Raw genomic sequence first — 6509 nt, forward strand, 5'->3', positions numbered from 1 at the left:
TCCGCGAATCATGAAGGAAGCATGGAAATTGGCGACAACAGGAAGGAAAGGTCCTATTTTGTTTGCAACCAAAGCCGGCGTCGATCCAGAGACAGTCTATCAAGTGATTCGAGGCGGTTTAGCAGGAAGTACCGTCCTCGATACGAAAGCCCCGCTCATGTTCCAGCGGCGCTTTGATCCCGGATTTCGGATCAATTTGCATATTAAAGACCTGAAGAATGTTTTAGAGACGGGACATGAACTAGGTTCACCTCTGCCGCTCACCGCTACCGTTATGGAGATGTTCCAACTCTTAAACAATCAAGGCTTAGCTCAAGCTGACCATGGCGCTCTCGTACAATATTACGAGAAACTTGCCGGTGTCGAAGTCCGAAGTGAGTAGGACCTTTTTAAACAGAAGCTGCCCAAAGTCTGAAACTAAGAAGGGATCCGATCTACCTTGAAAGGTAAGCCGGATCCCTTTTGATTAACAAGAACCTTATTGCACGTTATTCGTTACAGCAATGAGGGAGAAGTTGTCTACCGGAGCGCCGTTCGTCAGATCGTTGCTTCCTGTCTTGGTGTAGCTCACCTTGATTGCGGAATCAGTAGTCATAACTGATGTACTGAGCGTCAGGGTTACCTTTGTTTCGTTTACTGCGACATTCGTGACAACAGGGTTTGAAGCGACTCCCGCGATTGTAAAGGCTGCGGGATCACCGATCGTACCTGTCAAGGCACTGCTCAGGGTCAAGGTTATGTGTTGGCTGTCCGTGGTCACTGCACTTGAGACTGTTGTAGCTGTTGATTCTCCAGTCCCTTGTAAAATCTCATTAATTTGATCGATCAAACGTTGCGGGACGGCACCCTCACCGCCAAGGACATTCACTTGCGGAGTCACATTATTCTTTCTCAGCATGTTTAGATAGTCAGTTATACTTTGCGGCAAATGGTTGCCATTGGGATCGACTAAGAGAATAGGTGCATTTTTGGAGGCAGCCAGCGGACTACCGGCAAGAGCATCGGCGAACTCATAGCCATTGGCAACATAGATTTGGGTTGGATTAGGATAGAACGTATTCAGAATTTGAGCTAAAGTTCCGAAGCGGTCTTCACCGCCAAAGCGGACGACATTTGTATTCGGAGCCAGCGTTTTGATTTGATCGATTACGCTTGGACGCATAACCCCTTCTCCACCGACAATATATACAGTGGTTGGTTTATCTTTCGTTAAAAAGTCTTGGACAGTTTGCGGAAGATTGCCAGGATTGCTCAAAAGGATCGGGAAGCCTTTGCTCGCTGCCAAGGAGGAGATTCCTAAGGCATCCGGGAAATTGTCTGCAGGGGCTAGGATAACTGGTGTTCCCTGAGCCACATTTAATTGGTTAACAATCAACTCATCGGTTTCAAAACGGTCTTTGCCACCGAGCCGGTCTACCTTATAGTTATTAGCGGTCAGCCATTGCTCAATCTGCTTGGAAACTACCCCATGTCCACCGACAATCGTAACCGTACCCCCAGCCAGCAAATGCTCCTTAACATAGTTAAGCGTTTCCTGGGAATCCTCGAAGCCATGACCGGCTAAGATAATAGGCGCCTTAAGTTGATAGGCTAAGGTACTCGCTGCTAAGGCATCAGGAAAAGAATAACCCGAAGCCAGCACTATATTTTGCACCTGTTGGTCCTGCTCTAACTCATTTGCTATCGACATTGATGTTTCAAAGCGATCTTGGCCTTGGAAACGATGGGCAATCTGGGTTTTTGCTGAGGCATGACCCCCTTGCTGAGACATATCTGTCGAGGCTAGAGCTGGTAGAGATAATGTACAGAGAAAACTCGTACTGCAAATAATAGACCAGAGAGCTTTTGTTTTTCGTTTCATTTCTTTTCCTCCTTATAATCTAAAGCGTGAAGTTTTTACATTAATAGATACGACAAGCACCTCGCGAATTGCGGGGTACTTAAACGTTATCTGGGATATTGGGTAGACACGAACTTCTATAAGAATAAGCTAATTTACTCAATAGTAAAGCTGCCTTTTTCAAGGCAGCTTTACTACATTTCTTAGGTTTTCTCACTGATCAATCGATAATACTCGTTTAGTACCGCATCAAGCATTTAACTAGTTGCTATAACACTGGGATCGAAGTGACATTGGGGTCACAACTTACATCTCTTATGTAACCTATTAATTGTCAGCATTGTTCCCCGTTGTGTTGGGGTCAGACCTCTTTTCTGACCATTTCCGACCCTTGGCCTTAAATAAAATGGGTAAATTCTCTTCTCATTCTTTCTCTCGAGGATAGGGCTGCGAAAAGACCAGCGAGCATACCAACCCAGTAGAGTAGAATCTTGAGGGGGAGAATTCCCGACAGCAAAGCAAAGCCGAGCTCGAGTATTTCTAAAATGACGGAGGTGTTATCGCCCAGATTGAGACTGATGTGTGAATACCAGTATTTTCCCATCGATGAAGATCACTACATTTAAAACTAATGCTATCACCTTCACGTAGAAAATATGACTTTCCATTAATTTCCGTAACTAATGATCCTGAAATTATAAAACCGGTCTCTTCTCCGTCGTGTGAATAATAACCTTCTCCTGTTGATGATCCGGGCTGAGCAATGATAAGGATCATTTCAATATTGCGATTAAATAAAGAGGTTAATAAATACCGTTCAATACCCACTTCATTCGACTCGATCTTTCTCCTCTTTTCAGGAGTAACAATATGTGGTAATTCTTCCCCTTGATCAATTCCACTAAATAAATCAATAAGATTGACTTCCAAGGCATCGGTTAAATTTTTAAGTGAGCGAATTGAGGGACTCGTTTCTTCACGTTCAACTTGCCCAATAAAACTAGCAGATAACCCGGCCTTTTCGCCTAATTCTCGTAAAGTTAGGCCTTTTCTTTCTCTTAGTTGTTTAAGTATGTTTCCTATCTCCATAAAATCACTCCTGAAATGTCACTAGCATTGTATTAAATGTACCCTAACTCTAATTATAAGGAGCTTTTTTGTCGTTATTACAGGCATTTTGACGTTTCTTGGTTTTTCTGCGGTTTTCATTGAACTTCAGTGGTTACAATATTGATTTTTTTTAACAATGCTAGGGCTGAAATGTATAAGTTCTTTTGGGATATAACCCTATCATAACCCAAAAGTTGTACTTAATGAACCCTTGTCGATGCAAAGAATTATTAACGAGTTGAAAAATATAAGTAAATTCTTAGAAGACATTATAATTTTCAGAATGTATCTTGACAAGGTTAAGGAGAGCTCCCTATAATGGGTTTAGTGCATTATATCGTTTATATGTAATAATATATTTGATATTGTACACAAAATAGATATTCTTAAACAATATACTGCAATATATCGTACTACTCATTAATTGCTCTAGTAATTAGATCAAAGGGTAAGGGGGGATCAATAACTACCAAGCAAAAAAAATGAACTGAGGGAGGGATCAATTGTTCTAAACATATTGCTTGAGTCGAAAATGACAGGATGCACTCTCTATAGAAGGCGAATTAAGGAGGAGAGATTTTAATGAGCACTGAAATAGGTCGTCAAAAATCTGGTGTTCAAAATAAACCCTACTATGGGTATTCTTGGGTTATTCTGATTGTTTTGATCTTAGCTTATTTCGTCGATGTGTTTATGAGATATAATATCCCAACCGTGATTCCAACCCTGATGAAAACGTATAACTGGGACGCTTCGACCGTTGGCTGGGTAGATTCATCCTATTTATGGGCTTATGCGATTATGCAAATACCCTGGGGCTATATGAGCGAAAAATGGCTAGGAGCGCGTTGGACGATAACGATTGGCACTGGATTAATTGCTTTCGCCAGTATTCTTTTCGCGTTTAATGTCCAGAATCTCGGACTTGGCATTCTATCCCGCGTCCTTATCGGGGCAGGAGCTGCAGCCATTTGGGTTCCAGCCAATCCAATGCTTGCCCGCTGGTTTGCACCTTCCCATCGTGGACTACAAACAGGGCTACTCGGAATAGGCGGGACTTTAGGAACGTTTATAGGCGGCGCATTTATGCCAATTTTAGTCACAAGTGTAGCTTTTGCCGGTTTATCCAATATTCAAAGTGGATTTTTAATTTCAGCGATCCCAGGACTCATCATGATCATCCTTGTACCGCTCTTAGTAAAAAATAGACCTGAACAAATAGGATTACCGTCCCTCGACAAAATGGAATCTGCGGATATTGAATCAAAAAGTGAGCCGGATCTCGATGAGCCTAGTTTTGGTTATATAATGCTTCATTCAAAATATCCCTATATCATCGCCATAGTTTACGCTGGATTCCTAGGTACAATGTATTTTGTCTTTACATGGTTCGCTGCTTATCTAGGGACTACCTACCACATCAATGTTAAATCAGCAGGGCTTCTCTGGGCAATTTCCGCAACAATACCCGGCCTTATTAGTCAGCCCTTAAGTGGATGGATATCCGATAAAATTGGACATAAGAAAGCAGCATCCTTAGCCTTACTCCTTACCGCCATCTTTTCATCAGTATTTATCATCTTTGCCTCAGTCGGAAATAAAATTCCCTTAGCAGTGACAATGGCTGGTATGGTTATTTTTGCGCTCTTTGTAAACATGTGGGTCTTAATCTGGCCCTTTACAACGATGATGTTTCCTACAAAAGCTGGAGGCTCAATCGGTGGAGTAATGAATACTGCCGCTCAGTTAGTTGGCGCTGCGGCTCCTGTCGTCTCTGGCTATATTATAAAAGGAACAAATTCTTACACAGGAGTATTTGTTTTGGGTACGGCTTGCGCTTTGATTGGATTTACCGCATCACTCTTTCTCAAAGAACATCGCGTAGTGTAACCCCTTGGTTTTAATAATTTATTTATGGAGGGAGTCTTTATGATGTTAGATCATTGTACAAATCTAAAACGGATGATGAATGAAAATGAATTTATGGCAGTACCTGGGGTTTATGATGCTCTTTCTGCGCAATTAGCGCAACAAGCAGGATTTCCAGTACTCTATGTAGGTAGTTATGCCACAGCTGCAAGTGCTTTTGGACTGGCCGATGTGGGAGCTGTTACCATGTCGGAAATGGCTAATCATGCTGGCAGAATCGCCCAAGCCGTAAAAGTCCCCGTTATCGCTGATGCTGAAAATGGGTTTTACCAAGCTGCCAATATTTGGCGCACAGTACAGTCTTTCGAGCAGGCTGGCGTAGCAGGTATCCATATCGAGGATCATGAATTTGGCAAACATCTCAATGCGCCCCAGGTATTTTTACCTAAAGAACAAATGTCAGAAAAAATCAGAGCAGCTGTCGAAGCTAAAAAGAACCCCAATTTCTCGATAATCGCCCGAACCGATACGTTTTGGGCGATGCGTGATGAGAAGGAAGCCGTCGAACGGGTGAATGCTTATGCCGAGGCTGGAGCCGATATGGTTTTCCTTGCGGGCGCTACCCCTGCCGATTTGAAGAAATTCAGAAAAGACATCAACTCAAAAGTCGTGATCACGGATAGTAGTGGTTACACCGCCGAAGATGAAAAAGCTTCAGGTGCAAATCTTGTTCTTTACTATGGTTTTTCACTTTACGCTGCTTATGCAGGAGTGAAAGATGCCTTAAACAAGTGGAAAATGAATCAGTCTGATAAGAGTATGGTTCCGTTACTCGATCAACCCGAGGATTTTGAGAAATTTATCGGGTTCGAAGAATTTGTGAACAGGGCTAAACGTTATAAGATGTTCTAAGCTACATTGGGGTCGAGCGAGAAACTTGCCGGTGTGGAAGTCCGAAGCGAGTAGTTTGGACAAATTAAAGCCCGGTCACTGAAAAATGTGATCGGGCTTTGCCTATTTTAGCAAATGCGGTACTTTGGACTCTGATTTCTGCTTTAAGTATCTTTTCGGAGTATCCCTAAATATTCTTCGTAGGCAAATACCCTGTTTCTTTGAATATTCTCTGTTTGCTTTAAAATACCAAGCTCGATAAGTTTATTTACAGCATTGGAAACAGCATTGAAAGAAAGCTCCAACTCCGCACTCGTTTTTTTTATATCTATAATTGGACTGCTTTCAAGATAATGAAACACTTTTGTAACCGTTTTGGCGGACCTTCCTGTCTTTTTTACAACTTCATAATTTTTATCATGGAGCTTAACAAGCTCATCAATGGTTTTTATTGCATCCTCAGCTGATTCATAGGCCGCCCAAAGGAAGAACTTTATCCACTGCTCAAAATTACCTTTCATTCTGACTTCCATCAAACGATCATAATATTCAATTCTGTTTTTCTTCAAAAAGTATGAGATATAAAGGGTTTGCTGGCTTAGGACCTTTTTTTCAATCAGAAGAAGTTCGATCAAAAGCCTTCCTATTCTTCCATTCCCATGTGAACTACTCTCCATTGAAATGGAGAGCTTCAAGATTCTAGGCGACGAAAGAACATCCGTCAAACCTGTACATCTTTGGCGTACCCAACACCACTACTGGTTGCTCGTTAAGAGTTTCCAGATACTTTTTGGCAATA

The 6509-nt window shown here is 42.1% G+C and carries 6 protein-coding genes; 3 read left to right on the forward strand and 3 right to left on the reverse strand.

Annotated features, from left to right (window positions below; all coding sequences use genetic code 11):
- A partial coding sequence (locus VM640_RS15545) for an NAD-binding protein (RefSeq protein ID WP_325393851.1) occupies positions 1 to 382 on the forward strand: 382 nt, incomplete at its 5' end.
- 96 nt (positions 383 to 478) lie between these two features.
- On the opposite strand, the gene VM640_RS15550 is transcribed toward VM640_RS15545, so the two are convergent.
- Complete coding sequence (locus tag VM640_RS15550) at positions 479 to 1861, reverse strand: cell wall-binding repeat-containing protein (protein ID WP_325393853.1); 1383 nt, start codon at positions 1859 to 1861, stop codon at positions 479 to 481.
- A gap of 519 nt (positions 1862 to 2380) precedes the next feature.
- Entirely contained in the window at positions 2381 to 2929 is a 549-nt protein-coding gene (locus VM640_RS15555; protein ID WP_325393855.1) for a cupin domain-containing protein, read from the reverse strand.
- Between the two features lie 603 nt (positions 2930 to 3532).
- Between VM640_RS15555 and VM640_RS15560 the strand changes: the two genes are divergently transcribed.
- Positions 3533 to 4840, forward strand: coding sequence for an MFS transporter (locus tag VM640_RS15560; protein ID WP_325393857.1), 1308 nt, complete (start codon positions 3533 to 3535; stop codon positions 4838 to 4840).
- Positions 4841 to 4879: 39 nt separating this feature from the next.
- Positions 4880 to 5731 (forward strand): isocitrate lyase/PEP mutase family protein, encoded by an 852-nt coding sequence (locus VM640_RS15565; protein ID WP_325393859.1) that lies wholly within the window; start codon positions 4880 to 4882, stop codon positions 5729 to 5731.
- Between the two features lie 143 nt (positions 5732 to 5874).
- On the opposite strand, the gene VM640_RS15570 is transcribed toward VM640_RS15565, so the two are convergent.
- Positions 5875 to 6387 carry a Fic family protein gene (locus VM640_RS15570; RefSeq protein WP_325393861.1) on the reverse strand — a complete coding sequence of 171 codons (513 nt, stop codon included), beginning with the start codon at positions 6385 to 6387 and terminating at the stop codon, positions 5875 to 5877.
- Between the last annotated feature and the right edge of the window lie 122 nt (positions 6388 to 6509).

Source organism: Desulfitobacterium sp., assembly GCF_035539115.1.
GTDB lineage: Bacteria > Bacillota > Desulfitobacteriia > Desulfitobacteriales > Desulfitobacteriaceae > Desulfitobacterium_A.